The sequence below is a fragment of the Kitasatospora sp. NPDC022856 genome (assembly GCF_055561235.1).
Window position 1 is genome coordinate 51,077 of the sequence record NZ_JBVHHE010000013.1, and the last position, 25,075, is coordinate 76,151.

The following is a 25,075-nucleotide window of genomic DNA, read 5'->3' on the forward strand; positions in this document are numbered from 1 at the left end:
GGGTCGGGACGGCGGGCGGGACGGCGGTGGCGGGACGGGCCGTCAGCCCCGCGTCAGGGCGAGCGACTGCACGGCGGGGAGCTTGCGCCAGTCGCTGGAGACGATGCTCGCGTGCGCCCGGGCGAGCTGCTCGGTACGGCCGCGGGCCTGGTCGGCCGTGGGGTCGGTGGCGCTGATCGCGGGTGCGACGTTCTGCGCGTCGGTCATCGTCAGCAGGTAGTGCCGGCTGTCGTACCAGGCGGTGTCGATGCCGCCCAGGTAGGCGGCGGCGTCACCGTCGAAGACCACGAACCAGGGGCGGATCGCCGTCTCCGGGTACTTGGCGCGGGGATCGCCGGCCGCGGCGCCGTGCACGGCCGGGAACACCTGGGCGTCGCCGATCCGCCCGGCCGCGGCCAGGTCGCGCAGGTGACGCCCGTACTCGACGTCGGTGTGCAGGGTGTCGAAGGGGTTGCCCTCCTCCAGCGATCCGGGGATCACGTACACCAGCACCCGCCCGGCGAGCGAGGCCCTGGTCGGCCAGTTGCCGGCCCGGACCGCGTCGTCCGCCGTGGCGTACGAGCCGCCGCCCGGCCTGGCGAGCAGGTCGGCCGGGCGCAGCACGGCGGGGCCCAGGTGGCCGGCGATCAGGGAGTCGAGCTGGGCGGGGCCCATGCCGCGGTTGGCGGCGAACCCGGCCTTGAGCTCCAGCTTGACCACCAGCGGGCCGGCGCCGGGGTGGGCGCCGAGCCAGACCCGGACGTCGTCCAGGCAGGTCTCCAGGTTCTTGTTGGCACCGCCGGTGTAGAGCTGGGCGGGCGTGCTCGCGCTGACGCAGTTGTTGGCGTTGCCGAGCGGGTTGGAGTGGCTGACCTTCCACTCCTTGGTCACGGTGTCCGTCCAGGCGTCCAGCTCGATCATGCCGGTGCCGGTGTCCAGGCCCTGGGCGAGGTAGCCGAACGCGGCCGGGTCGTAGGTGTTGTGCAGCCCGACGGTGGTGGCCGAGCCGAACGGGAGCTCGCCGGGGCCGCTCGCGGCGGCCGACTGCACCGGGAGGAGGGCGGTGGCCGCGGCGAGCAGACCGGTGGCGATGGTGCCGGCGAGGGCGCGGCGTGCGGTCACGATGACTTGTCCCCTTGTCAGAACGCGGTCGGCGGTCGCTTCCGCCGTTCGGAAGGATGCCGCGGCTGAGCATCCCTCATGTGAAGGGGACACAACAACACCATGACGGGGGCGGGACGATCCCGCGGCGCCGCCGACGGTGACCGGCGGGAAGCGGGAAGCGGGAAGCGGGAAGCGGTCAGCGGTCAGCGGTCAGCGGTCAGCGGTCAGCGCAGGTTCTCGCGCAACCAGTCCAGCTGCTCCCGGACGACCTGCACACGGGGGTGGCCCGGGCCGTGGATCCGGCTGTAGTCGGCGGCGCAGCGCGTCAGCAGGCCGGCCGCCTCGGCGAGGAGGCCGGCGTCGATCAGGACGTTGGCCAGGTTCTCCCGGGAGCTCACCGTGACGGGGTGACCGTCCCCGTGCAGGGCGATCCGCCGGGCCAGGATGTCCCGCAGGAGGGGGACGGCCTCCTGGTAGCGCGCCATGCCGTGCAGAACGGCGGCCAGGTTGTTGCGGGCGGAGAGGGTGTCGTCGGCGTTCGGCCCGGCGAGCGACTCCCAGGAGGCCGCCACCGCCCGCAGCTGCGGCTCCGCCTCGGCATGGCGGCCCAGCCGCACCAGGGCGGCGGCGAGGTTGCTGCGGGCCGCCACGGTGCGCTCGTGGTCACGCCCGTAGCGCTGTTCGAGCCGGGGTACCAGGGCCCGCAGGGACCGCTCGGCCGCCCGGTGGCGGCCGCTGTTGATCAGGGCGGCCGCGTGCCGGTTGACGGCGGACAGCACCTCGGGGTGGTCCGCGCCCAGCAGCCTGGTCCGGCGGTCCAGCGTGTCGCGCAGCAGCGGTTCGGCCTCCGCGGAGCGGCGCAGGGACTCCAGGGCGGCGGCCAGCCCGTCGGCGCTGTGCAGGGTGTCCGGGTGGTCCCGGCCGAGTGTCTTCGCCCTGGCGCGGAAGTTCGCCTGCCAGAGCGACTCGGCCTGCTGGACCCGGCCGAGGTGGTGCAGCAGGTCCGCCAGCTCCGCGTCGGTCCGCAGGGTCTCCTCGTCGCGGGCGCCGAGCACCGCGCGCTGGGTGCCCGCGACGTACTCGTAGAGCTCGACCGCGCGGTCGTCGCCGCCCGGGGTGTGCGCCAGGACCCGGGCGTACTCCCGCAGGAGGATCAGGGTCTCGGGGTGGTCGGCGCCCAGCTTCTCGATGGCCGCGTTCGCCCGCCACTCGGCCACCTCCACCGGCTGGACGCGGACCCGGGCGATCTCCTGCTCCGGCCGGCCCTCCGTCACCTCGGTGACGGTGATGGTGGCCCCGGGCGGCTGCCAGCGCGGCTCGCGGAGCCCGTCGGCGGCGGCCGGCCCGTCCTCGGCGCCCTCGCCGGGCGGTCCCGACGGCGCGGGGCCGCCCGTGCCGTCGGCCCGCGCGGCATGCTCGGCCCGCCTGCGCCACCATCCGCTCATCGGCGGTCCTCCTTCGTCGTCTCGTCGTCTCGTCGTCGCGGTCCGGCCGGTCAGGCGCCGGCGTGCACATGGGCGGCCCAGAGGCCGGGACTGGTGGCGAACGCCGTCCGGCACTGCCGGACGGCGTGGTGGAGCGCCTCGGCCGTCCGGTCGGTGTCCAGCCCCGGCGCCCCGGCGGGCCGGCCGGCCCGCAGGCCCTGGTAGAGCAGCCTGGTCATCCGCAGCGCCAGCAGGTCGTGCACCGGCCAGAGGGTGCCGACGGCATGGGCGTACCCGGCGAGCTGGAAGGCGGAGGTGATGTGGATCGCCTCGTCGGCCAGGTCCGCGGCGCCCCGGGCCGTCTCGCAGGCCGAGAGGACGGCGAGCCGGGCCGCGGGCAGGTCCAGCCGGGCGATCCGGCGGACCGTCAGCGCCGCCGTCCGGTGGTCGTGGACGAGGAGGCGGGCGTTGGACGGGTCCCGCGGCTCGCTGACGCCGTGGCAGGCGAAGTGCACGTGGGAGTGGCGGGGCAGCGCTTCGAGGACGCGTGCCAGGGTGGCCTCCTCGCCGATCAGCGGCTCGGTGGGCAGCAGCCCGCGGAGCAGCTCGACCTCGCGCCGGGCGCCGGTGAGCGGGCGGGCCCCCGGGGTCTCGGGCAGCGCCACCGCGAGCAGGCCGTCGGCGGCCGGGGGGCCGCCGGGCGCGGACCCGCCCGCCGACGGTCCGCCCATCGACGGTCCGGTCGGTTCCGGTCCGGCCGGTTCCGGTCCGGTCTCCCGGGTGCGGGCGTACGCGAGCGCGCGGACGGTCGGGGTGTAGGAGGAGACCACCCGGTCGAGCACGGTGCGGGGCCTCCCGTCGGGCGCCGCCTCGGGCCGGCCCGCTCCGCCGTCGTGGCCCGTCGCGTCCCCGTGGTGGCCCGCCGCGTGCAGCGGCAGGGCGGAGAGCGCGCCGCCCGGCGACCACCAGACCCGGGGCCACCGGCCGTCCGCCGCCGCCCCGGACAGGCCGAGCCGGTCGAGCACCGGTCCGGTGACGTGGTCCCAGGTCCAGCGGAGCACCTCGCCGATCGCCACCTGGGCCGCCCGGTCGGTCGCCGGGTCGGCCGCCGCCTCCAGCGCCGCCTCCAGCCGGCGGACCTGCTCGTCCACCGCGTCCGGAGTGGCCCCGGGCAGTGGGACCAGCAGGACCTGACCCGACCACAGGACCAGTGCGTCGCTGCGGTACCCGCTGCAGTAGGCGAGCACCACCGGCCCGCGCCGGGAGACCGCCGCCAGGAGGTCCGGGGAGGGCGGGGAGAAGAAGTCCGCGAAGCCCGGCAGGGCGCGGATCTCCGTCACCAGCTGCTCGAACCGCGCCGCCAGGGTGTGCCGCAGGTGGCTGCCGGTGGTGCCGGACAGCCCCGGCGCCCCGTCGGCCGGGTCAGCGGCGTCCAGGGCGTCGGGGGCGTCCCGTGCGTCGAGGGCGTCGGCGTCGGCGGCGTCGATCCGCTCGATCCGCTCGCTCAGCTCGCGGAACCGCTCGGCGGCCGCGGGATGGGCGCGGCGCAGCCGGCCCAGGCCGTCGCGGGTGGCGATGGTGCGGCCCAGCAGGACGCCCCGGCCCTGTTCCAGCAGCTGGACGGCGAGGACGAGGTCCCCGGCCTGAATGGCGCAGGCGGCGGCCTCGGCGGCCAGCCCGTGCACCCGGGAGAGGCTGCGCTCCTGGTCACCGCGGGCCAGCCGGCCCGAGGCGGCGAACGGCAGCAGCCGTACGGCCAGCTCGTAGCCGTGCAGGGCCTCCTCCCACCGTTCGCCGGTCGCCGCCGCGGCGCCCCACTCCCAGGCGGCCAGGACCCGGCCGTGGGCCGGCATCGCCTCGGTCCGCGCGGCCCGCCGGTAGGCGTCCTCGGCGGCCCGCAGCACGCCCGGGTCGCCGTCCCGGTGGTGGAGGATCAGCAGGGTGTCGGCGTAGTACCGCAGGTAGCCGCCGTGCGCCGCAGTGCCCTCGGTGTCGGCCCAGACGGCCCGGCCGAGGTCGCTCACCGCCGCTTCCAGCGCCGCCCCGTCCCCGGTCGTGCGGTACTGGTCGAGCCGGGCGTTGCCGAGATTGGAGAGCACCAGGGCGAGCCGGGGGTCGCCGTACGGGCTCTCCTCGACGGCGCGTTCCAGCAGGGCGACGGCCTCGTCCAGGTCCGCCCGGTCGCCGGTCGCGTCGAACCGGGCCCGCAGCGCGTTGGCGAGGTGGTTCAGCCGGTCGCCCAGGGCCGGGCTGCCGGACCGGGTCAGCGCGAGGGCCTCGCGGGCCGTCGCGATCGCCTCGTCGGCCACCGCCGGCTCGCCGGTCGCACCGTGCCGGCTCTGCAGCACCACACCGAGGTTGGCCAGCCGGTCGACCCGGTCGGCGGGCCGGACCGGTCCCTCGTCGACGGCCCGGCGGGCCAGCTCGGCCGCCTCCCGGAAGGCCTGCGGGTCGTCGGTCTGGAACCCGCGCTCCCGCAGGGTGACGGCGAGGTTGGCGAGGATCTCGCCGAAGGTCTTCGTGCCGGGCCGCTCCCCGGCGAGCGCCTCGCGCAGCACCTCGACGGCCTCGTCGAGGAGTTCCACGTCACCGGTCCACTGCGCCAGCCGGTGCAGCGCGTTGCCGAGGCTGTTCAGCCGGTGCGGGCGCCGGGTGGCGTCGCGCTCCGGCACGGCCGCGGCGCGGCGCAGCAGGTCGACGGACTCCCGCAGCACCGCCAGGTCGCCGGTGGCCTCGGCGGCCAGCCGCAGGGCCACCCCGAGCCCGGCCAGGCAGCCGCCGTGGCCCGGCTGCCCGGCCGGCGTCGCGGCCAGCGAGGCCCGGTTCACCCGGAGCATCTCCTCGCGGTCGCCCGGGTCGCCGGTGAGGGCGTACCAGGTCCGCAGGCCCTGGGCCAGGTTGTGCAGCGCCGGCAGCCTGGCTTCGTGGCCCGCCGGGACCACGGCCGGCACCTCGCGCCACAGCCCCAGCGCCTCCTCCAGCGCCTCGGTGTCGCCGGTGAGTTCGTAGCCGGAGTGCAGCACCTCGGCGAGACCGAGCAGCAGGGCGACGAGGTCGTCGGGGTCGGACGGCAGGCCGTCCAGCGCCCGCCGGTAGGCACTCTCGGCCCGGGTCAGGTCCTGCTCGCGGCCGGCGGCCCGGTAGCGCTCGGACAGTGCCGCGCCGAGGCCGGCCAGCGCCTCCCCCACGGTGGGCGGCTGCTGCGGCAGGCCGGCCGCGCGGGCGAACATCGCCACCGCGCCGTCCAGATCCGCCGGCCGGTGGTCGAGGTCGAACCTGGTCCGGTACCCGAGGGCGAGCAGCCGGACGTCCTGGGCCGCGGGCGGCTCGGCCGCCGCGCGTTCGACCCCGAGCTCGATCAGGGCGTCCAGGTCCCGCCGGTCGCCGAGCAGTTGCCAGCGCACCAGGAGCGCCACCAGGAGGTTGCCCGCCCGGACGGGCCGGCCCGGGTCGCCCGGCGGCGCCGTGCGCAGGTACTTCCGGGTCGTCCGGACCGCCCGGTCCAGCGCCGCCCGGTCGCCCGTTCTGAGGTGGTGCAGCAGGAGTTCGGCGGCCGGATCCGCCCCGCCTCCCGTCACCGAAAGCCGCGCCTGCGAGACGATCACCCCCGGGCGCTGCGTCGCGCCGATCGGCCGGTCCGCTCCAACTCCCCGCCTCGGCGGGTGGAATCGCTCCACATCCTAGCGAACGCAGAGGCTGTCGCACGACTTCCCCCGGCCGGCAGTCAAGAGCGCGATTTTGCGGTGCCGGTGAGGAGTTTGTTGAGGTTATGGACGGTGCCGAGGAGCTTGATCTCGGTGTCGACTGCTCGGCGGCCCCGGTAGTGGAGGTGCCGACCGAACCGTTGGAATAGCTGGGCGAAGCCCGGTTCGACCAGGGCACTGCGCTGTCGGTACTGGGCCCGGCCGGTCGGGGTGGCCAGGCGGTCGGCCATGGCTTGCTGGCCGGCGGGGGCGGTCTGGCGCTTCGCGGGGAAGCCTGCTTGGTCGGCTTCGCTGGTGACCGAGACCAGCAGTGGTAGGTCGGCGAGGGCCTCGAAAGCGGCGGCGGAGGCGTATCCGCTGTCGGCGAGCCAGAGCCGGATGTCGCCCGGCAGTCCTGCCGCGCACTGGTTCTCCTGGGTCCTCCTCACCATGGGGACCAGGGCGGTGCGGTCCGAGGGGTTGTCGTGCAGGTCGATGGCCAGCAGGATCTGGCGGCGTGCGCAGACAATCTGCAGGTTGTATCCCTGCAGGTAGCCGCCGCGTTTGCCCAGCTGCAGTCGGGAGTCCGGGTCGCTCGGGCTGGCGCTGGCCGTCGGGGAGGGCACTGGTTCGGGGGTGCGTGCCCGCTCCAGATGGGCAATCGCCTTCACCAGTCGGGCCCGCTGCCGGACGAGGACCGTCTTGTCCTCCATGGGCACGGGCGGCCGGCCGTTGGCGCCATGGCGGCCTGCTGCCCGGTCGGCCTCGGCCCTGGCCTGGTAGTTCCTCAGTTTCTCCTGGTGGGCCGCCGTCTCCGCAGCCAGCCGCTTCTCTGCCCGGACCACGATCCGTTCGGCAGCCTCGACCTTGATCCTTGTCTCGTTGGCGGACGGCAGGGACCGCTCATAGAGCCTCTCCCGGGCCGCGCGGGCCCGGACGAGCAGATCACGCAGTCGCGACAGCCGGGGCAAGTCGTCACGCGATTCCTCATCGCCTCCCTCAAGGTCGCCGGTTTCCACGCGGCGGGCATGGTCACCCGCGTCGTCCATGAGCGCGTCGATCTCGTCCTCGCACCGGGCGATGATCGTCTCGAGGCGGGACAGGTGTTGGTTCGAGTCGCGTGACGCGTTCGCCTCCATCGGCGAGCCGTCCACCGCCACCGCGGACAGGTCCACCAGCCCGCGACGGCCGCAAAGGGCCAGCACCTGCACGAACAGCTGGGTCAGCGCGTCGTGGTGGCGCTGGACGAACCGTGCGACGGTGGAGTGGTCCACCGCGCGGTTCGCGGTGATGATCCGGCAGCCGAGATCGTCCCAGCAGGCCCGCTCGATGCTGCGCGAGGAGCGTATGCCCTTGCTGTAACAGTAGAAGAGCAGTGCGACCAGAACGCCTGGCGGGTAGCCGGCGCCGCCCTGTCCGTCAGCGCGATAACCACCCTCGAAGGCCGACAGGTCGAGCTCCTCGACCACCTCGAGCACCCTCCAGCACAGGTGCCCGGGCGGCAGCCACTCCCGGGCGCTCCTCGGCATCTCAAGATCACTTTCGCGGTCGCACGCCAGGAAGTTCCGCCCCACGGGGCCAGATTCCAACGTCCCCGCCAGGACCGGAATCGAACAACGAATCGCTCTTGACTATCGGCCGGGGGAAGTCGTGCGACAGCCTCCGCACCGTCAGGAGGCCGTCGTTATACTGATCCACGATCCGCGACGACGATCCACGATCCGCGGACGACGCCATGAAGGGGGCCGGGTGGTCGAGACGGCGAGCCGCGAGCCGGACGGTCCGACGGCCGGGCACGCGCGGTTGGGGGAGTTCTGCCGGCGGCTGACCTCCGCACCCGACTCGCTCGACCTCGGCCCGGCGGGGCACCGCCTGGTGGAACACCTCACCGCTGAGCTGCGGGCCGGCCGACCGGCGGCGGAACTCGACGACGTGTTCGACGAGTTGGAGGAGCTGCTGCTGATGGCCGGGCACAGCGCCGGGCTCGGCTCCTTCCGCACGACCCCCGGCCCCGGCCCCGCCTACCGCGCCCTGCCGGTCTCCGGCCCGGGCCACCCGCCGCTGCACGTCCTGGCCTGCCCGCACGGACACTGCGGCCGGGTGGAGGTGCCGGACGCCGCGCAGGCGTCGCAGTGCCGGGTGTTCGGACAGCCGCTGCGGGCGGTCGGACTCCGGTGACCAGCGCCTTCCTCGGCGCGCTGGGCGGCCGGATCGCCGAACGCTGGGTCGCGCTGCTCGCCCTCCCCGGCCTGCTCTACCTCGCCGCCCTGACCACCGCCGGCGTCCTCGGCCAGCGCCACTGGGGCGACCTCGGCCGGCTCCGCTCACGACTCGACGACCTGGCCGCCGCGCCCGGCTCGCACAGCGCCGCCGTGATCGCCGTCGTCGCCCTGGCCGTCCTGGTCGGCGCGGCCGCGATCGGGGCGGCCGCCCAGGCGCTGGGCACCGGGGTGGAACTGCTCTGGTGCGCCGAGGCGCGCGGCCCGCTGCTGCGCCGCCTCGCCGACCGGCGGCTGCGCCGCTGGCGCACGGCGGACGAGGCCTACCGGTCGGCCCTGCTGGCGGCGGGCCGCGCCCGGATCGCCGGCGCGGCCGACGCCGACGACCTGGCCGACACCGCGGAGCTCCGCTACGCCGAACGCAACCGCGTCGCGGCGGCCCGCCCGCGCCATCCGTTCCGCACCGGGGACCGGCTGGCCGCCCCCGGCCAACGCCTCTGGCGCGCCTACCGCCTGGACCTCGCGGCCGCCTGGCCCCATCTGTGGCTGCTCGCCGCCGACGGCACCCGCGCGGAGCTGCACACCGCCCGCCTCCAGCTGGGCGCCGCCGCCCGGCTCTGCGCCTGGGGCATCGGGTACCTGTTGCTGGGCCTCTGGTGGTGGCCGGCCGCACCGGCGGGCGCGGCCGCCGTCGGCCTCGGCCTGCGCCGGGGGCGGGACGCCGCGGTGGCGTTCGCCGACCTCACCGAGGCACTCGCCGACCTGCACGTCCGCGAACTGGCACAGTCCCAGGGCATCGACTGCCCCGACAGCTTCGACCGCGCGGCGGGCGAACGCCTCTCCCGGGCCCTGGCCAAGGTGGACTGACCGCCCGCCGAGGCCCCGCACCGCCGCCCGGCAGCCGGCACCGGGCTCCGGCGGCGCTCCACCGGCGCTCCACCGGCGCCCCGGCCGGTGGCGGCGGCCGGGAGGCCGTCCCCGCCGGGGCGACGGGCCCCGTGGCGGCGCCCCCGGCGGACAGCCCAGCGGCCCGCCCCGCCCGGTGGGGGTCCACCGCGCGCCGCTCGGCTGCCGAGCAGGGGTCACCCGGTGGTGACCCGCAGGTTGGCGAGGACGGCCGAGCCGTCGGCGGTGGTGGCGAGCACCCGGCCGGAGCGGTGCCAGAACGTCAGTGCCCCGCCGTGGTGGCGCAGGCCCACCGCCGGCAGACCGGCACCCGGCTGCCCCGCCGCCGTCGCGTTCGGGAGCAGCAGGGTCCGCGGCGGCTCCACCTCGCTCGCGGTGCCGGTGGGGACGCGGACGGTGCCGTCGGCGGCCGGGGCGAGCGTCAGGGCCCAGTGCTCGCCGTCGACGACCGGCCCGGCCGGCGCCACGCCGTCGACGAGTCGTTCCACCGGCTCCCGGTCGGTCGACCAGCGCAGTGTGGTGCTGCCCCGGGCCGGATCGGGTTGGCCGGTCAGCAGCCGGCCGGTCGCCAGCAGCGCCGTGCCCTCGCCGAGGAGGTCGGCGTCCAGCGCGGTGCGCGAGCGCAGCTCCCAGCCGGGCTGGTCCCAGCGCCACAGCTCCGTCAGCACGCCACCCCCGGGCAGCCGGGAGGCGACGACGGACGCGCAGGACGTGGGGGTGCGCACCAGCGGGCCGACGGGCCGCTGCTCGCCACCGAGCTCCCGCCACACCACGGTCGGGCGCGCGGCCAGGGTGTCGAGGACGGCGATGCCCTCCTCGTCCCGGGTCAGCAGCTGTCGGCCGTCGAAGGACGGCACGAGCCCGCGCACCCGCAGCGTGCCCCAGTACCGGACGGCGCGGGTGCCGAGGTCCAGCCGGGAGATCTCGCGGACCTGCCCGTACCGGGCCACCAGCAGGGCGGCGCCGCCGTGGTCGGCCAGGACGAGTTCGTCCGCCGGGACGTCCCAGCGGGCCTTCACCCGGCCGTCGGGCCCGAGCAGTCGCACCCCCGCCTGGCCGCAGGCCACCAGCAGCAGGCCCGACTCCAGCCGCGCCGCGTCCAGGACCGGGAGCGTCCCGGGCCGGTCCACGAAGGCCCACTCGTGCCCGGCGGCGGCCGTGGGACGGGCGGGTCGGCGCGGTCGCGGCAGATCCGCCGCGACCAGCGGGTCGGCACGCTTCGCCAGCTGCTCGAACAGGGCGGTCTCGGTGCGCTGGTCGAGCGGGGCGCCGGAGCCGCCGGCCCCGCCGAAGCCGCCGTCGCGGACCACGGCGCGGAGCGCCGCCGTGGCGAGTTCGCGGTCGTTCGCCGGGTCCGCGCCCGGCAGCCCGGCCAGCGCACCGGCCAGCGCGGACCGGCCGGTCGCCCGGCCGCGGCCGGCGTCGGTGGCGCCGGTGTCATCGGTGGCGCCGGTGTCGTCGCCGGCGTCCTCCAGTACGGCCCGCGCGAGCGCCCGGGTCGCCTCCCCCGCGCCGAGGGCCAGCAGGTGGGCGAGTGCCCGGCCGCGCGCCGGCCCGCCGAGCGCGACCGCGTCCCGCAGGTCGGCGGCCACCGAGGGCCGCAACTCCTCGTCCGGCCAAGCGGCTTCGACCGCGCCCAGTCGGTCGCCGCCCGCGCGGCAGTGCTCGACCCAGGCGGCCCGCAGCTCACGCCCGGCCCCCGGGTCGTCGGCGCTCAGCCGCTCGACGGCGTCGGCGAAGGCGGCCCGCCGGTGCGCCGTCCGGACCGCCCGCGCGCGCTCACCCGCCCGCCACCAGAGCCGCACCACCAGATCGGCGGCCAGCCCACGGCCCTCGGCGAGTTCGGCGGCCTGAGCGGTCCGGCCGTGCCGGTCCAGCAGGGCGACCGCCTCGGCCGGGGCGTCCAGCAGGTCGGCGAGCACGAACGCCGCCTCGTCGATCCGCCCCTCCCGCTCCAGCGCGGTGGCGGCCTGCCGGTAGAGACCGGCCAGGTGCTGCTGCACGGTCGGCCCGGACATCGGCGAGACGCCCGCCGGGCCGCCGGTGACCGGGGTCGGCCGCAGCGCGCCCGCGAAGCGCCGGGGCAGGCCGAGCGAGAGCCACCCCTGCTCGGTGGGGCGGGACTCGCCGGCGAGCCGGAGCGCGTCGCGCAGCGCGTCGTCCCAGCGGCGCTGCTCGAAGGCGCGGGTCAGCTCCCGCAGGTAGCGGGCGTGGCGGCCGTGGACCAGCCGGCCGGCGGGGCTGCGCACGACGAGCCGGGCGAGCAGCCCCCGCAGCAGCGGCCGCCGGGCGCGGACCGGCCGCCCGCCCGCCGGGCGCGGAGCGGGCCCGGTGGTACCCGCGGTTCCGCCGGACGTGCCCCGGGCGGCCCAACTGCCCCGGGCGAGGAGGGCGGTGACGGCCACCGCGAGCAGGACCCCGCCGGGGTGGAAGCCGCGGTCCACGATCAGCTGGGCGAACCGGACGACCAGGAACACGGCGACGACGACGATGAGGACGGCCGCCGCCATGAACGCCACCGGGCCGGACCCGTCCCCCCAGCGGGGCAGCCGAAGCCGGCCGAACCACCGGGCGGCCCGGGACAGGCCCGGGAGGCGGACCCGCCGGCCGCCGCCGGGCGGAGCCGCCTCGGTCAGACGGCGGGCGCGCTCGGAGCGGGCCCCGACGCCGGCCGCCGCCCGCAGGTCGGGCCGGGCGGGCCGGGGCAGGTCCTCGACGACGGGCGCGGGCTCGGCCACCGCACCGACCGGCGCGAGCCGGTGGAGGGTGAGTCCGGCCGGGTCGAGCCAGTCCGAGGGGTCCAGCGGCGGCAGTTCGGCGATCGGGTGCGTCGCCACCGCCCCCGCCACGGGGAGGGCGAGCCGGCCCGTCGGCACCGGGGCGCCCTCGGCGCCGACCGCGGCCAGCCCGCCGCCGGGCAGGCGCCGCACGGGCAGTCCGGGCGCGCGGTCCGCCCGGGCCTCGACCGGCTCGGCGAGGACGAGCAGCCAGCGGCCGTCCGGGAGCGCGCGCAGCTCGGCGCCGTCCGCCCAGTGGGCCAGGACGCGCTCGGCGGCCTCGGCCGCGCCGATCACCGGGACGTCCAGGACGAAGCCGGCTGCGGCCACGGTGGCGCGGAACGCGGCGGCGGCGGTGGCGCTCACTGGTCGCTCCCGAGGTGGTAGAGGACGCGGCCGGTGTTGGCGTCGCCGATGACGATCCGGCCCGGGCGCGGTTCGGCGGCGAGCAGGGGCAGGGTCGGGTGGACGGCGGCCGGGCTGACGCCGCCGGAGAAGCGGCCGAGCGTGCGGGTGCCGTCCGGCCGGATGCTGCGCACCTGCCGGCCGTCGAGGGTGCAGGTGATCAGCGCCGGCACCGCGCCCTGGTGGACCAGGCCGACCACCTCGGCCCGCTCCCGGAACGAGAGCCGTACCCGGCCGCCCTGCCGGGGCTGCACCACCCAGTTCCTGCCGTCCTCGGACCAGGCCTGGGTGGTGCCGCCGTGCACGACGTGCCGGGCCCGCTCCGCCTCGGGCAGCAGCGGGTGCGGGAACAGCCGCCGCTCGCGGACCCGCTGGAAGCCGCGCTCCTCCGCGCCGGGGGCCAACGGCCCGTCGTCGCGGGCGCTCCCGCCTCGCTCGATCCGCCACCACCGGCCGCCCAGCGGGCAGAGCAGGTCGTCGCCGTCGCGCAGCACCGGCCGGAGCGGGCCGGTGCACACGGGTTCCAGGACGGCCCGGTCGAGCCCGAGGGCGGCCAGCTCGACGGTGAACTCGCCGCTCGCCCCGAGCGGGCGGCCACTGACGTACGGAAGGAGCCGCTCCCCCCTGAGGTGGAGGGCGATCAGGCGCCGGCCGATCCGGCCCGCCGCGACCACCGGCCCGTGCAGGTGGTGGCGGCGGGTCCGGATCGCGCCGTCGTGCTCCGGCCCGGCACCGGGCAGGTTGGCCGCGAGCAGGGTGGCGGTGTTCCGGCCCCTCAGCAGGAGGGTGCGGGCGTCGGTGGTGAAGACCGGCTGCGCCCGCCCGGTCGCCCCGACCGGAACGGCGACCACCGTCGGCGCGGCCCGGCGGAACTCGGCGCCGCGCAGCGCCCGGACGGCGATCGGCGCCGGGGGCAGCGGCAGCTCGACGGACGTCCGCGCGAGGCGCACGGTGACGCGGACGGCGCCGTCGGCGCTCCAGCCGCTCGGCTCGCTCGCCAGCACGTGCTGGCGGGAGGCGAGCCGGTCGGCCAGCCGGGGCGAGGTGAGCAGCCAGGACCGGTCGGCGTCGTCCAGCCCCTGCCGGGCCCGCCGGACGTCCTCGGGCGTCGGGTCGGTGTGCCGGCGGGCGGCGAGCCAGCGCGGCAGCAGCTCCGGGAGGTCCCCGGTGAGCCACTGGCCGGGCGGGTCACCCAGGATGCCGACGACCAGTTCGGTGCCGCGCGCGGCTGCCCGGCGGTGCAGGACCAGCAGGGCGGCGAGCTGGACGAGCCGCCCGGCGCCCGCCTGGGCGGGGCCGGTGTCGGCCAGCGCGACGATCCGGCCGCGTACCGTCGGGGCGCGGAACTCGGGTGCCAGGTGCAGGAGTTCACCCTCGGCCAGGCGGCGCAGGAACTCGTCGGGGGCTTCGTCGGCCAGCAGCCACTCGGAGGGCAGCAGTTGGTCGGGCCGACCGGACCGGGCGAGGCCGCCGTGCCCGTCCGGGGTGCCGCGGTCGTCGACGGCGGGCTCACGCTCGCCGATCAGGGCATCCAGGCGGCGCAGCAACGGGCCCAGCGCGACGGCGAGTTCCGGCGTCAGCGCGGACAGACCGGCGGCCCAGGGGGCCAGCGCGGCGGGGAGTCGGGCGGTCATCGCAGGACACTCCCGCAGGACGGGCCCGGGGCGCTCGGGGCGCGACGGACGGCGGGAGTGGGCGCGGGAGCGGGCACGGCCCCGACACCGGGGAACAGGCCGCCGCACCCTGGCGCGGCGGCGACCGGACGCCGACGGCGGGTTCGCGCGGCCGGCCCGGGGTGGCCCGGCGGGACGGCCGTGGGTCGGGCGGTCATCGCGGGCCACCCCCGGCGGCCGGATCCGGCGCCGCCGGGGTGGACGCGACCTCGGTGGAGCCCGTGTAGGGGTCCAGTGCGGCGGGGTCGGTGGTCGGGGGCGGCGGGTCGGCGACCAGGGCGTGCCCGGGGAGCAGGACGCAGAGCCGGTCGCCCTCGGCACCGGCGGCCCGGCGCCAGAGCGCCGCGGCGGGCCGGGGGCGCGCGGTGGTGGGTACCAGGACACCGGCGTCGAGGCCCAGGTAGCGGGCGCCGTCCGCCCAGGGCAGGTCGGCCTCGGCCCCGAGCACCAGCAGCGCGCCGTCGCCGGCGACCACGCCGAGCCGGGCACCGCCGGCGAGCCGTTCGCGCGCGGCCACGGCCAGGGCGGCCACGGCATCGCCCAGGGCGAGTACGGCGGCGGCGGGCAACGGCGGCTCGCGGCGCTCCCAGCGGAGCGGGACGGACGGCGGGGCGGACGGCGGGACGGACGGCGGGACGGACGGCGAACCGGGCAGCGAACCGGACGACGGGGCGGTGACGGTACCGGTCATGCGGGCGCGACCGCCGCGACCAGCTCGGCACGTATCCCGGCCAGGGCCCCGGACAGGTCGGCCGGGTCGAACCCGGCGTCGATCTCCCGCAGCGCGGCCTCCAGCCGCAGCCGGGAGTCCCGCCCCTCGGGGAGGGTGCGGTGCGTGGCCAGCAGCTGCGTACCGGTGCGGACGAGCCGCTCGGCCCGGGCCGCCGAGCTGCGCGACAGCTCCTCGGCGGCGTGCACCAGGCTGCGGTTGGCGGCCTTCTCGACCAGGTCGGCGAGAGTGTCGCGGGCCTGCGCCTGGGCGTCGGCGGTGGGGGCGACCAGCGGCAGCACCCACAGGTCGCGGACCGAGGCCGCCGTCCGGCCGTCGAGCACGGCGGCCGCGGCGACGAGCTTCTGCGACCGGACCGCCCGCCGGTCGCTGATCGGCACGCCCGCGGCGCGCAGCCGGCGCAGCGCGGCGGCGACCAGCGGGGTGACCTCGTCGAGGTCGCAGGCCCGGGCGGCGGCGGCCAGCCGGTCGAGCGCGCCGAGCCGGTCGGCCGCGGCCGCGAGGCCGGTCGGGCCCATCGGATCGCCCGAACCGGCGAGGTCGCCCGAACCGGAGAGGTCGCGCGGACCCGCGAGGCCGCCCGGGTGGAGTGGGGACGCCGCCGGCCGGCGGCCGGCCTCCAGCAGTTCCTCCAGCCGCGCGTCCGCCACCGGCTCGACGAAGACCCGGGCCAGGAAGCGGTCCGCGAAGGCGGCGAGCGCCGGGTCGTCCGGCAGGTGGTTGGCCGCGCCCACGCAGACCCGCAGCGGGCTGTGCAGCACGGTGCCGCCGCGCCGGAAGACCCGCTCGTTGAGCAGGCCGAGCAGGGTGTTGAGGACGGCGGTGGAGCCGAGGAACACCTCGTCGAGGAAGGCGATCTCGGCCTCGGGAAGCATCCCGGCGGTCTCGAACTCGATCCGGCCCTCGCGCAGTCGACGCAGGTCGACCGGGCCGAACAGCTCGTTGGGCTCGGTGAACCGGCCGAGCAGGTACTCGAAGTAGCGGCCGCCGAGCTGCCCCGCGATCCGGCGGACCGCCTCGGACTTGGCCGTGCCCGGCGCGCCGACGACCAGCAGGTGCTCGCCGGCCACCGCGCACAGGACCACCACTTCGGCCACGGTCTCGCGGTCGATCATGCCCTGCCCGGCGGCGGCCACGGCGTGCCCGATCAGCTCGGCGTCGGCGGCGTCGGCGGCATGGACGGTTGCGGTGGCGCTGGTCTCGGTCACGAGCACCGGAGTCTACGGGCGGCTCCGCGGCGCCCACCAACCGGTTTCCGGGCTGCCCGCCCGCGGCATCCAGACCCCCACGGGTTCGCTGCTCACCGCTGTGGGAGTGATGCGGGCCGGCCGCTCCTTCACTCTCGGGCCTCACGGCAGGCCCGTGTCGGACAGGCTGCGAATCCGTGCTCCTCGGGGTTGGTCTCTGCGGGGCCTGCGGTGGCCTCCGGCTCCAGCCCGGAGGCAGCCGAAATGGTGTCGCTCCCCGTGCCGGGGGCCGTTACCGTGCACCCCTGTGAATCCTGAAGATCCGAAGGACTTGGTCCGGCGCGGGTACGACTTGCTCTCCGTTCAGTACGAGCGCGCGTTCGGCAGCGAGACGAAGTACGGATCATGGATCGAGGATCTGCTCGGTCGGCTTCCGGATGCGGGCGCGGTACTGGATGTGGGGTGCGGGACCGGAGTTCCCGTGGCCCGGTCGCTCGCCGCGGCAGGGCACCTCGTCACGGGCGTCGACATCAGCGGTGTCCAGATCCAGCGGGCTCGGGAGCTGGTACCGGGGGCCGAGTTCGTCCGAGCGGACGCCACGACCCTGGCGTTCCCCTCGGAGACCTTCGACGCCGTCATCTGCCTCTACGCGCTGATCCACATTCCGGTCGAGGAACAGCCCGCCCTGCTGGAGCGGATCGCCTCGTGGCTGCGGCCGGGCGGCTGGCTTCTGGCCACCACCGGTCATCGGTCCTGGACCGGGACCGACGAGAACTGGCTCGGCGGCGGAGCCGCGATGTGGTGGAGTCACGCGGACGCGGCGACGAACCGGTCCTGGCTGCTGCGTGCCGGCTTGGAGGTGTCGTACGAGGAGTTCGTCCCCGAAGGCGACAGTGGCCACGTCCTGTTCCGCGCACGGCGCCCGCAGGGTTGACGGTCCGGTGGGACCGCGGCCGGCGGCGTTGACGCGGGGTGTCGGCAGCGGTTCGGCGGAGGTCGGTCGCGCGGGGTTCGAGGCACCGCCGCACCGATGAGGGAGTCGGCGGGGCGGGGGCCTCATCGGTGCGGACCGGCGGATCAGGCCTGCCAGTGCGGCTTGCCGCTGACCATGCGGCAGTAGATCACCCGGCCGCCGGCCTCGTGGGTGCTCTTGCCCAGGTCGGCGTCGCGGCAGAACTGGCCCGCCTTGTAGCAGTTGCCGGCATTGGAGCGGATCTCGCAGTCGCCGGCGGCCGCCTTGGGCTGCGCGGTCGGCTCCGGGTCCGTCGGCGGCTTCGCGGTGGTCGCCTTGGGCTCCGGCGCGGCCTTGGTGACGGGCGGCTGCGTCTTGGGCGCGGCCGACTGGGGCTTGGCCGTGGTCGGCGCGGGTGCGGGCTCCGCGGGCGGCACCGGCGTGGTCACCGCCGACGGGGTCACCACCGGCGCGGGCTCGGGCGCGGTGACCACCGGTGCGGGGGTGGCCGGCGGGACGGTGGCGACGGGTGCGGCCGGGGCCGTGACGGCGGGCGGGGAGGCGGCGGTCGTGGCGCCGTCGGCCGGCGCCGGGTCGCACCCGGTCAGCGCGAGACCGACGGTGAGGACGAGTCCGGCGACGGCGGCCAGGCCGCGACGGTCGCCGCGCGCGCGTGCAGCCGTGCGGGACGACATTCGTGCGGACGTGCGTGAGGGCATGAGGGGAGACATGAGGGGAGACGCTCCGATCCGATGAAAAGATGTTCGGGATTCAATCAGGGCGACCACACGCCACAAGCACATCCCGCACACTTCGTTGGCAGATCGAGACCTTGCGACCACGGAGAGCAACCGGGCCGCCCGGCGCCGATCACCCAGCGCCGATCACCCACGGTCGACCGGCCCCCACGCCCGTCCGGCCCGCGCGCCGCCGTCTCCGCCGGACAGGTCCTGTATCCGCCCGCCCGGCCGCGCTTGCCCGGCCTCGAACCCCTGCGGTGCGTACGGTCGGTGCCGTCCCGACCGACCCCGGTCGGCGGGCGAAGGGCGGGTCGTCGTCTCTCCCACGGGCGGGAGTACGAGGACAGGGCGAAGGAGACCGGCAGCCGTGCAGCGCAAGTGGTGGACCTCCTCGCCGTCTCCGTGGCGACGGCGCGGTGATGTTCGCGGTGTCGCTGGCCCTGGTCGCCCAGGAGTTCGCGCCCGGCCGCGCGCGGGGCACCGCGATGGGCGTGTACGGGGCGACCATCGGGGTGGCGGTCGCGGTCGGCCCGCTGGTCTGCGGCGGGCGGCGGCCGTGGCGGCCCCGTCCCGCGCAGGCCGTGACGGCCCCACCCCCTCGGAGGCCGTGACGGCCCGGGCCGGAGACTCCTCCGGGCCCGGGCCGTCACGTTGCGGACACCCCGCGCCGCTAGCCGATCGAGATCGTGAAGACCTTGTCGGCCCCGTCGGCCGCCCCGCCGTTGTTGTCGGCGTTGGTGGTGGTGAGCCAGAGCCGGTCGGCCCCGGGCACCTTGGACACCGTCCGCAGCCGGCCGTAGGCGCCGACGTAGTACGCGGTCGGCGTCCCGACGTTCTCGGTGTTCCCGTCGATCGGGATGCGCCACATCCGCTCACCGCGCAGCGCCGCCATGTAGACCACGTTGCGCACGATCGCGATCCCGCTCGGCGAGGCCTCGTTGACCGGCCAGCTCGCCTTGGGGTCGGTCATCCCGGCCACCCCGCAGGTGCCCTCGCAGGTGGGCCACCCGTAGTTGGCCCCGGGCTTGACCAGGTTGAGCTCGTCCCGCTTCGAGTCGCCGAACTCCGCCTCCCAGAGCCGTCCGTCGCGGTCGAACGCCAGGCCCTGCGGGTTGCGGTGGCCGTAGCTGTAGACGTCGTTGCCGAAGGGGTTGCCGGGGGCCGGCTTGCCGTCGGTGGTCAGCCGCAGGATCTTCCCGTTGAGCGAGTTCTTGTCCTGGGCCAGCGAGGACGTCTGGGCGTCACCGGTCGACGCGTACAGGTACCCGTCGGGGCCGAAGGCCAGCCGGCCGCCGTTGTGGTAGCGGTTCTTCTTGATGCCCTGGAGCAGCACCTTGTAGCCGCTCAGCGTGGAGCCGTTGTACGTCATCCGCACGATCCGGTTGCCCTCGGCGGCGGTGTGCATGAGGTAGACGTAGTGGTTGCCCGCCCAGTCGGGGTCGACGGCGATGCCGAGCAGGCCGCCCTCCCCGTCGGTGGTGACGGCGTTGGGCACGGTGCCGACCGCCGCCTTGGCGCCGCCCGTGGTGAGCCGGAAGACCTTGAAGCTGTCCCGCTCGGTGACCAGCGAGGTGGTGCCGTCCGGCAGCCAGGCGATGCCCCAGGGAATCGTCCACCCCGTGGAGAGGGCGCTCGGGGAGCCCGGGACGCCGCCGTCGGCCGGGCAGGCGCCCGTGGTGAAGGAGACGGGGTCGGACGGCGCCGAGTAGTTGCCCGCGGTGTCCCGGGCGACCACCGAGAGCGTGAACGGCGCGTCGCAGGCGAGCCCGGTGACCACCGCCGAGGTGGCCGGCGGGGTGCCGGTGACGCTCTTCACGACGGCGGAGCCGCTGCGGATCTCGTACCCGACCACGCCCTTGTCGTCCGTCGCGGCGCCCCAGGTCAGAGTGGCGCCGGTGGGGGTGACGGCCGAGACGGTCGGGGTGCCCGGCCGGCCGGGCGCCGGGTCGGTGCCGGCCGTGGTGGTGCAGTCGACGGCGACGCTGGCCGGCGAGGCGTTGCCGGAGGCGTCCCGGGCGATCACGGTGAGGTTGTAGGTGGTGGCCGGGGCCAGCCCGGTGAGCTGCCGGGAGGTCGCGGTGCCCGGGGCCTCGGCGAGTTTGTTGCCGTGCTCGTAGATGTCGTAGGCGGTGACGCCGACGTCGTCGCCGGCGGCTCCCCAGCCCAGCGTCAGAGCGTTCGGCCCGACGGCGGAGCAGCTCGGCGCACCGGGACGGCTCGGCGGGGTGGTGTCGGCCGCCGCGCCCACCCGGAGGCGGTCGAGGTTGGGGCCGCCGTCGGCGGTGGTGGCGGTGGCCCGGATCCGGTTGGCGCCGGCGGCGAGGGCGACGCCGACGGTCTTCTCCGCCCAGGTGTCCCAGTCGGCGGTGGGCGGGAAGGCGACACCGGCGGCGACGACCTTCCCGTTGACCGCGATGTCCATCGGGCGGTTCGCCGTACCGGCGTTGGCGTACCGGAAGGCCAGCGAGGCGGTCCCGGCCGCGGTGGCGCTCACCGTGAACTCGACGGCGGAGCCGGTGGTGTTGGTGTAGTCGACGAAGCCTGTCCCGGTGTACCCGGTGTGGTTGGTGGCCGTCTTCGCCTGCGCGAGCACGGCGTCCTCGGCCTGGTAGTCGGTGCTCGCCGCCGTCGCGGCGGTCGCCGCGGGAGGCGCCGCCACGGCCCCCAGGACCAGGGCGGCCGCGGCGAGCGCCGCTCCGCCGGCCCGGGCGAGCGCCGCCCGCCGGTGCGCCGCGGCTGTCGTGCGCGGGTGTCCGGTGTCGGTCATCACGGCACCCAGTAGTTTCCGGAGGCGACGATCATCGACTGCAGCTGCACGCTGCCGCCGTAGTAGAGGCCCGGGTCGATCGCGGTGCCGGCCAGCTTGGCCCAGAGCGCGTCCAGCCAGGCCTGCGAGCCCGGGTCGGTCATCGCGGTGACCACGAACGGCGCGGTGAAGGCCATGTCTCGGCCGTTCTCGAAGACCGTGCCGTTCAGCTTGTAGCCGGTGGCGATGTTCGCCGGGTCGCCGCCCGCCTTGCCCTTGATCCAGGTGTTGATCTTTCGCGCCGAGGCGAGCGAGGCGGCGTCCCCGCTGGTGACGGCGTCCGCGCCGATCCGCCACGGGTCGCGGCAGGCGTTCCAGCTGTAGTCCCCGTCGTGGGGACTCTCCAGCACCTCGCCGGCGGCGGGCTTGGCGGTGCCGTTGGTGTTGACCACGAAGTCGGCGAGCAGCCCGGTGTTCGGGGCGTAGCCGCTCTGCTGCTTGGTGATCAGGTTCTGGTGGGCGGTGCGGACGGTGTCCCAGGTGGTGTCGCCGGTCGCGGCCCGGAAGGCGCGGAAGTGGTCGATCATCCAGTCCGAGGAGCGGGTGATGTAGTAGGTGGAGTCGCCCGAGGTGGACCAGTCGCCGAGCCGCATCAGGTGGGTCGTGGGGTTGACCTCACTGGCCTTGATCGCGTTGATGTGCTTGACGGCCAGGCCCTTGTAGTCGTACGTCCCGCCGCTGCCCCACTGCCGGTCGGCGAGCAGCAGCCCGTACGCGACGTCCAGGTCCCCGTCGGTCGCCGAGTCGGAGCCGTTGACGCTGCGGCAGGAGGAGTCCTGCTCGGCGGCGAGGAGGTTGGCGTTGTTCACCGACGGGTGGGCGAGCACGAACTTCACCATGCCGTCGAAGACCGTCCGGGCGTTGGCGTCCGCACCGGCCATCAGCGCGGTGACCACCATGCCGTAGCCCTGGCCCTCGGCGACGTACGGGTGGTCGGCGTCCGGCGAGATGGTCTCGTACCAGCCGTTGCCGCAGTTCTGCCGGACGAAGGCGGCCTTCCAGGCGTTGTACTTGTCGATCACCTGCTGGTCGGTCACGGACTGCGCGCCGGAGGGCTTGAGGGTGCCGGCCGCGTACGGGTAGCGGTGGCTGCCGAACGGCACCGCGGGGCCGCCCGGGGCCGGGCCGCTGCCGAGGTCGGCGTCCAGGTAGTCCAGGTTGGCCGTGCCGCCGGTGGTGGTGGAGGTGAGGCGGATCCGGTTGGCCCCGGCGGTGAGCCGGACGGTCAGCGTCGAGGTCGCCCAGGTGTCCCAGCTCCCGGTGGACGGGAAGGCCCGGGCCGGCTCGACCGTGGCGCCGTTGACGGCCACGGCCGCCGGGCGGTTCGCGGTGGTCCCGTTGGAGTAGCGTATGCCGAGCACGGCGTTGCCCGCGCTCGCCGCGTCGACCGTGAACTCGACCCAACTGCCGCTGGCGTTGTCGGTGTTGACGAATCCGGTGCCGGAGTAGCCGCTGTGGTTGGACTCCACCACGCCCTGCGACAGGCCCGCGCCCTCCGCCTCGTAGCGGACCGGCGCGGCCGAGGCCGGCGGGGCCGCGAGCAGCCCGGCGGCCAGGCCGGCCCCCGCGAGCAGGGCCGCGGCGCGGCCGCGGTGTCTGGTGCTCGGTCGTGTCATCGGAATGCTCCTCAGCCCTGGTACTGGACGACGATCTTGGTGAACTCGTACGGGGACTGCGCGACGCCGCTGCAGGCGTCGGCGTCCGTGCCGGAGCCGCAGGCGCGGTCGCGGTTGACCGACCAGAAGGCGTACCGGGCCAGGTGGTGCTGCTGCGCGTAGCCGAGGATGGTCCGGAAGTCGGCGGTGGTGACCGTCTCGTCCGCCTCGTCGGTCTTCCCGTTCATCGAGGAGACGCCGATGTGCCGGTACGCGGCGTCGTCGCCGTAGCCGTAGGCGCTCTTGACCGCCGCCTTCAGGCCCTCCAGCGCGCTGACCGAGGCCTGGCCCATCGTGCCGGTGTGGCCGCCGAAGTCGAACGGCATGATCACCCAGCCGTCGTTGGCGAGGCCGGCCTGCGCGCCGCGCTTGATCAGGTCCTTCCCGGTGGCGTCCGGGCCGCTCGGGGTGGTGCCCATGGTCACGTAGGTGACGATGCCGGGGTTCTTGGACTTGACGATCTTCAGGGCGTCGACGACGCGCTGACGGACCGTCGCGTTGGAGAACTCGGTGTCCTCGATGTCGATGTCCAGCGCCTTGAGCTTGTAGGCGTCGATCACCTTCTGGTACGCGCCGGCGAGCGCGCTCGCGCTGGAGCACTTCTCGCCCAGCTTGTTGCCGCTCCAGCCGCCGACCGAGATCACCACGTCGCCGCCGGCCGCCCGGATGGACTTGATCGCCACTTCGTCGGACCCACCGGTCAGCGCCCGGCTGCCGTCCCACTTGGGGTTGCAGCCTCCGTCGGAGAGGACGAACGCGAGGGTGAACCACTTCACCCCGGTCGCCTTCATCACGTCGGTGGGCTTCTGCGGGCTGCCCCAGCCCAGGTACTCGTACGGCGCGGCGGCCATCGCGGGCACGGCCGCCGCCGGGGCGGCTTGGGCGGCTGACGCGGCCGGGGCGGCCGGGGCGGCTGTCGCGGTGGTCGCCGGGGCCAGCAGCAGGGCGGCCGAGCCGAGGACGGCGGCCACCGACGGCGCGGTCGGACGGACTCCGATAGATATGGGCATGCCAACTCACTTTCGCCGATCCACCGCCTGTGACGGCGGATCGAGGGGGAGACGGGCGAGGCGGGGGGGGAGCGAAGCGGAGGGAGGAGCGGAGCACTCGGGGCGGACGGCGGCGACCACAGCGGGCGCCTACAGAATCGGGGCGGCGCGGCGCGCGGTCAATGGCTTTCGTTAGGAAAGTTTCCCAACTGTCACCGGAGTAACCCCTCTGCCGCCCGAGCGGCTTGACGAAATAAGTAATGCTCCCTAACTTGAACCCCCCGGCACCCCGCCCGGCGCCCCACTCCCCCACGTTCGGAGGCCCCGGTGTCCCCCGGCCTTACCCGAAGAATCGGCCTCTTCCAGGCCACCGCGCTCAACATGAGCCAGATGTGCGGCATCGGCCCCTTCGTCACGATCCCGCTGATGGTCGCGGCCTTCGGCGGCCCGCAGGCCGTCATCGGCTGGATAGCCGGCGCCGTCCTGGCCCTCGCCGACGGCCTGGTCTGGGCCGAACTCGGCGCCTCCCTGCCGGGAGCCGGCGGGACGTACGTCTACCTGCGCGAGGCCTTCCAGTACCGGACCGGGCGACTGATGCCGTTCCTCTTCGTCTGGACGGCCATGCTCTTCATCCCGCTGATCATGTCCACCGGCGTGGTCGGCTTCGTCCAGTACCTCGGCTACCTCTGGCCCGGCATGACGAGCGGCCAGGGCGATCTGGTCGGGATCGCGTTCTGCGCGCTGGTGGTGCTCCTGCTCTGGCGGCGGGTCGAGAACATCGCCCGGCTCACCACCGTGATGTGGGGGGTGATGATCCTCTCGGTGCTCGCCGTGATCGTGGCCTGCTACACCCACTTCAGCCCGAGCCGCGCCTTCGACTGGCCCGCGCACGCCGTCGAACTCACCCACGGCCAGTTCTGGATCGGCTTCGCGGCCGGCCTCACCATCGGCATCTACGACTACCTCGGGTACAACACCGCCGCCTACGTCGGCGCCGAGGTCCGCGCCCCGGGCCGGGTCCTGCCGCGCGCCATCGTGCTGTCCATCGTCGGCATCATGACCATCTACCTGCTGCTGCAGATCGGCGTCCTGGGCGCGATGGACTGGCACGCGATGCTCGACCCGGAGTCGGTGGCCTCCAAGTCGGTCGCCTCGGCGGTCCTGGAGAGCACCTGGGGCAAGGGCGCCGCCCAGGTGGTCACCGCACTGATCCTGGTCACCGCCTTCGCCTCCGTCCTCGCCGGCCTGTTCGGCGGCTCCCGGGTGCCCTACGACGCGGCACGCGACGGCGTCTTCTTCCGGGCCTTCGGCCGGCTGCACCCCAGGCACGGCTTCCCCGTCCTCGGCCTGGCCGCCATGGGCGTACTCACCGCGGCCGGCTTCCTGCTCGGCCGCCACCTCGGCGCCAGCACCGACCACCCCCCGCTGACCCTGCTGATCAACCTGCTCACCACCGTGATGGTGATCGTCCAGGCCCTCGCCCAGATCCTCGCGGTCACCGTCCTGCGCCGCCGCCAGCCCGGACTCGTCCGGCCGTACAGGATGTGGCTCTACCCGGCGCCCGGCATCGTCGCGGCCGTCGGCTGGCTGGTCATCTACGGCTACGCGGACCGCAACGCGCCCGGCTTCCACCCCATCGAGTGGTCGCTGGCCTGGGTCGTCGCGGGCTGCGGCGCCTTCCTGCTCTGGGCCCGCACCGAACGCACCTGGCCCTTCGGCCCCCGCGAGATCCGCGAGGAGTACCTGACGCCGACCACCACGGCGGACGCCACGGTCTGACCCGTCCGACGACGGTGCGGCGGCCCCGGAGCTTCGGCTCCGGGGCCGCCGCACCGGTGCCCCGTGG

The 25,075-nt window shown here is 75.8% G+C and carries 17 protein-coding genes; 5 read left to right on the forward strand and 12 right to left on the reverse strand.

Going from position 1 to position 25,075, the window contains the following annotated elements:
• Positions 1–42 precede the first annotated feature (42 nt).
• The 4 genes from ACZ34W_RS18060 to ACZ34W_RS18075 all read right to left on the reverse strand — a co-directional run bounded on the left by ACZ34W_RS18060 (position 43) and on the right by ACZ34W_RS18075 (position 7,719).
• Positions 43–1,101, reverse strand: a complete 1,059-nt coding sequence (locus ACZ34W_RS18060) for a phosphatidylinositol-specific phospholipase C domain-containing protein (RefSeq protein WP_465605278.1) — start codon at positions 1,099–1,101, stop codon at positions 43–45.
• A gap of 206 nt (positions 1,102–1,307) precedes the next feature.
• Positions 1,308–2,528, reverse strand: coding sequence for a tetratricopeptide repeat protein (locus ACZ34W_RS18065; protein ID WP_465605281.1), 1,221 nt, complete (start codon positions 2,526–2,528; stop codon positions 1,308–1,310).
• Between the two features lie 50 nt (positions 2,529–2,578).
• Entirely contained in the window at positions 2,579–6,085 is a 3,507-nt protein-coding gene (locus tag ACZ34W_RS18070) for a CHAT domain-containing protein (RefSeq protein WP_465605284.1), read from the reverse strand.
• A 146-nt stretch (positions 6,086–6,231) separates the two neighbouring features.
• A complete protein-coding gene (locus ACZ34W_RS18075; RefSeq protein WP_465605504.1) occupies positions 6,232–7,719 on the reverse strand; it encodes a transposase in 1,488 nt (495 codons plus the stop codon).
• A 220-nt stretch (positions 7,720–7,939) separates the two neighbouring features.
• Between ACZ34W_RS18075 and ACZ34W_RS18080 the strand changes: the two genes are divergently transcribed.
• Both ACZ34W_RS18080 and ACZ34W_RS18085 read left to right on the forward strand, forming a co-directional pair.
• Positions 7,940–8,368: a hypothetical protein gene (locus ACZ34W_RS18080; RefSeq protein ID WP_329491424.1), complete on the forward strand. Its 429-nt coding sequence runs from the start codon at positions 7,940–7,942 to the stop codon at positions 8,366–8,368.
• On the forward strand, positions 8,365–9,276 hold the full coding sequence (locus tag ACZ34W_RS18085; RefSeq protein WP_465605287.1) for a hypothetical protein: 912 nt from the start codon (positions 8,365–8,367) through the stop codon (positions 9,274–9,276). The genes ACZ34W_RS18080 and ACZ34W_RS18085 overlap by 4 nt, the downstream gene beginning before the upstream one ends.
• 215 nt (positions 9,277–9,491) lie before the next feature.
• On the opposite strand, the gene ACZ34W_RS18090 is transcribed toward ACZ34W_RS18085, so the two are convergent.
• From ACZ34W_RS18090 to ACZ34W_RS18105, 4 genes are all read right to left on the reverse strand, one after another.
• The gene (locus tag ACZ34W_RS18090; protein ID WP_465605290.1) at positions 9,492–12,458 is read right to left on the reverse strand and encodes a bpX6 domain-containing protein; all 2,967 of its coding nucleotides are present in this window, start codon (positions 12,456–12,458) and stop codon (positions 9,492–9,494) included.
• Entirely contained in the window at positions 12,455–14,131 is a 1,677-nt protein-coding gene (locus ACZ34W_RS18095; RefSeq protein WP_465605293.1) for a hypothetical protein, read from the reverse strand. The genes ACZ34W_RS18090 and ACZ34W_RS18095 overlap by 4 nt, the downstream gene beginning before the upstream one ends.
• A gap of 193 nt (positions 14,132–14,324) precedes the next feature.
• Positions 14,325–14,861, reverse strand: coding sequence for a bpX5 domain-containing protein (locus ACZ34W_RS18100; RefSeq protein WP_465605296.1), 537 nt, complete (start codon positions 14,859–14,861; stop codon positions 14,325–14,327).
• Positions 14,858–16,108, reverse strand: a complete 1,251-nt coding sequence (locus ACZ34W_RS18105; protein WP_465605299.1) for an AAA family ATPase — start codon at positions 16,106–16,108, stop codon at positions 14,858–14,860. The genes ACZ34W_RS18100 and ACZ34W_RS18105 overlap by 4 nt, the downstream gene beginning before the upstream one ends.
• A 109-nt stretch (positions 16,109–16,217) precedes the next feature.
• Here ACZ34W_RS18105 and ACZ34W_RS18110 point away from each other — a divergent pair, with 109 nt between their 5' ends.
• On the forward strand, positions 16,218–17,021 hold the full coding sequence (locus ACZ34W_RS18110) for a class I SAM-dependent methyltransferase (protein WP_465605506.1): 804 nt from the start codon (positions 16,218–16,220) through the stop codon (positions 17,019–17,021).
• Between the two features lie 143 nt (positions 17,022–17,164).
• Here the strand turns inward: ACZ34W_RS18110 and ACZ34W_RS18115 are convergent, their stop codons facing one another.
• The gene (locus ACZ34W_RS18115) at positions 17,165–17,734 is read right to left on the reverse strand and encodes a hypothetical protein (RefSeq protein ID WP_465605302.1); all 570 of its coding nucleotides are present in this window, start codon (positions 17,732–17,734) and stop codon (positions 17,165–17,167) included.
• 464 nt (positions 17,735–18,198) lie between these two features.
• On the opposite strand from ACZ34W_RS18115, the gene ACZ34W_RS18120 reads away from it, so the two are divergent.
• Positions 18,199–18,390 (forward strand): hypothetical protein, encoded by a 192-nt coding sequence (locus ACZ34W_RS18120; RefSeq protein ID WP_465605305.1) that lies wholly within the window; start codon positions 18,199–18,201, stop codon positions 18,388–18,390.
• Positions 18,391–18,449: 59 nt separating this feature from the next.
• Here ACZ34W_RS18120 and ACZ34W_RS18125 read toward each other — a convergent pair whose 3' ends face one another.
• Genes ACZ34W_RS18125 through ACZ34W_RS18135 form a run of 3 tightly spaced genes read right to left on the reverse strand, consistent with a single transcriptional unit; the run spans position 18,450 to position 23,250 of the window.
• Positions 18,450–20,546 (reverse strand): PQQ-dependent sugar dehydrogenase, encoded by a 2,097-nt coding sequence (locus ACZ34W_RS18125; RefSeq protein WP_465605308.1) that lies wholly within the window; start codon positions 20,544–20,546, stop codon positions 18,450–18,452.
• The gene (locus ACZ34W_RS18130; protein ID WP_465605310.1) at positions 20,546–22,201 is read right to left on the reverse strand and encodes a glycosyl hydrolase family 8; all 1,656 of its coding nucleotides are present in this window, start codon (positions 22,199–22,201) and stop codon (positions 20,546–20,548) included. Before ACZ34W_RS18130 ends, ACZ34W_RS18125 begins: the two co-directional genes overlap by 1 nt.
• 11 nt (positions 22,202–22,212) lie before the next feature.
• Positions 22,213–23,250 (reverse strand): chitinase, encoded by a 1,038-nt coding sequence (locus ACZ34W_RS18135; RefSeq protein WP_465605313.1) that lies wholly within the window; start codon positions 23,248–23,250, stop codon positions 22,213–22,215.
• Between the two features lie 306 nt (positions 23,251–23,556).
• Between ACZ34W_RS18135 and ACZ34W_RS18140 the strand changes: the two genes are divergently transcribed.
• On the forward strand, positions 23,557–25,008 hold the full coding sequence (locus ACZ34W_RS18140) for an APC family permease (RefSeq protein WP_465605316.1): 1,452 nt from the start codon (positions 23,557–23,559) through the stop codon (positions 25,006–25,008).
• Positions 25,009–25,075 lie beyond the last annotated feature (67 nt).